The sequence below is a fragment of the Komagataeibacter melaceti genome, from assembly GCF_003403295.1.
GTDB lineage: Bacteria > Pseudomonadota > Alphaproteobacteria > Acetobacterales > Acetobacteraceae > Komagataeibacter > Komagataeibacter melaceti.
This window is the reverse complement of the sequence record NZ_QUWV01000220.1, coordinates 1-1,881: the sequence shown is the minus strand read 5'-3', so window position 1 is coordinate 1,881 and position 1,881 is coordinate 1. Positions and strand designations below refer to the sequence as shown.

Sequence of the window (1,881 nt, the reverse complement as noted above, 5' to 3'; positions counted from 1 at the left end):
TCCAGAAACGCCGGCCCGTCACCCGGCCAGACCGGATCATGGCCGTCCAGACAGAACGGAGTGAATCTCCCACCCCATGAAACGACGCCGGGCCCATCGGCATGAGGAACGGGATGCGCCAGCGTTACATGCAACCAGGAAACGCAGTTGAGTTCTTCCGCCCGCATTGCGGCATCGAAGCCGCGCGGCTTGCGTTGCCCCCGTGCGGGGCGGACGAGAACCATGAAGGAACGCCGGGGACACATCAGGGCAACATGCCGACCGAAGGTGAGAACCTGGGTAGCAATAACCGGCATGGTCGTCGCCGTGATCTGCCGGGGCGGGACCATATGGGTCGTGATTTCGTAGGAGGTGGAAGCCCCCATTTTTCCAATGATGCGGGTAGCGGGCGTTGCTTGCAGGATCAGAACGGCCATTGCTTTTCTCTCTCTTTATATTGCTGTTTCGGATGTTCTACGCGGGCCATGGCGTGCCGGTCGGGGCCAGAGCGGCGTCATGCGCCGGCACTGGACCCACGCGCAGCGCAGCGAGCATGGGGAAGCGCCACCTCTGGCCCCGACCGGCACGCCATGGCAGCGCTTTCCCTTTCCTGCGTTTCGTGTTTTCTTTCAGACTCGCCGCCGCGTGCCCGCGTTACGGCGCGGTGGCGCCAGACATGGCGCGCTGATCCGTGAAGGCGTCACATCGAGCCACAGCGCCCCCCCCGCCGTCGCTTCAAGTGCATTGCGGATGACATCGGCTGCCAGAAACTCCACGCCATCATCGTCGCCAAAGGCGGCGCGCTTGATGTCGTAGCTCTCTTCAGGGCTGGTTTTAGGATCGGCCTCGCGGGCATAGGCCACAAGATTGGCGCGCCCCTGCGGATCGCAGAGCGCAGGCATGCCGTTCGACATGAGGTACAGCCCGTCATCGCCAACGAGCATCAGTCCAGCCGGGATGCGCGCATGGTCAACCTTCCCATCGCTCAGGAAGGCCGGGGCGCAGCTCTGCTCGAACGTGGGCAGGTGCTCCTTCGCCGCCGTGGCGTGCGCCAGCAGCCGGGCGACCAGTGCGTGATCGAAATGCAGTTTCATAAGCGTTTTCCTTTCCGTGCCCTCGCCTGAGGGCACGAAAAAAGGGTGGCGCATGGCATGCGTCACCCTCTGAAAACCCGGCTTCCTGTCTATCCGTCCACGCGGCCACGAACGCGCGGGGCGGTCCTGCGCCCCACCCTTTCCCATTGTGGCAATGCTGGTTTTTCTTACTCCGCAAAACGGAAGGGGCGCGGCACCGGAAGGTGTCGCGCCCCTTGAAAATCGTAGCCGGAATGTCCTAATCTGAACCCGTGGCCGGGGGGCATCCGGTCAAAGAATACCCCCCGGCCGTGTGGTGGAAGTGGATTAATCCGCTAGGCCCTTCAGGACGGTGGCTGCCGCCTGGAGGGCCTTCTTCGCTGTGCGAAGCAGCTTCTTAACCCACTTCCGGTCCACCACAATCAGAACGATCATGGTTTCCCCTCAGTTCAGGACATGACATCACGGCCCCCGGGATGTCATATCCGGCTACGATGAATGGGGGCCGCGACATCCCGCGCCGTAGCCTGCGTGGATGTTTCGTCCGTCCTCATCAGGCGGCCCCGGTTTCTTATGCCGCCAGAGCCTGCGGCGAGCAATGGCGGGACGGTCCCAGCCAGCCCTCGCCTTCAAGCCGCCTGCGCATGAGAACCTGCGCATCGAACACGAGCGCCAGCCACTCACTGGCGGGCCGCTCCATGCGGATCCATTGCCGGTGCAGGTCCGCGCACCGCCACGCGATTTCATGATCGGGCAGCAGCCCCAGTGTCTGCCCGCAGAAAGAGAGTTGCGCCCATGGTTCCGACCTGTTGCAGAAGCAGGTCTCAAC

At 63.3% G+C, this 1,881-nt stretch carries 2 protein-coding genes and 1 pseudogene; all 3 read right to left on the bottom strand.

Annotation, left to right across the window (positions count from 1 at the left end):
- Positions 1 to 416, bottom strand: a pseudogene (locus tag DY926_RS16500) (hypothetical protein); the annotation flags it as partial.
- A gap of 192 nt (positions 417 to 608) precedes the next feature.
- On the bottom strand, positions 609 to 1,073 hold the full coding sequence (locus tag DY926_RS16495) for a DUF3085 domain-containing protein (RefSeq protein ID WP_116704335.1): 465 nt from the start codon (positions 1,071 to 1,073) through the stop codon (positions 609 to 611).
- Positions 1,074 to 1,623: 550 nt separating this feature from the next.
- The coding region (locus tag DY926_RS17440) for a hypothetical protein (RefSeq protein WP_158552065.1) at positions 1,624 to 1,881 on the bottom strand (258 nt) is incomplete at its 5' end.

Excerpts from the sequence above, each read along its gene's own strand:
- DY926_RS16495 (WP_116704335.1), bottom strand. The coding sequence starts at position 1,073 with ATGAAACTGCATTTCGATCACGCACTGGTCGCCCGGCTGCTGGCGCAC.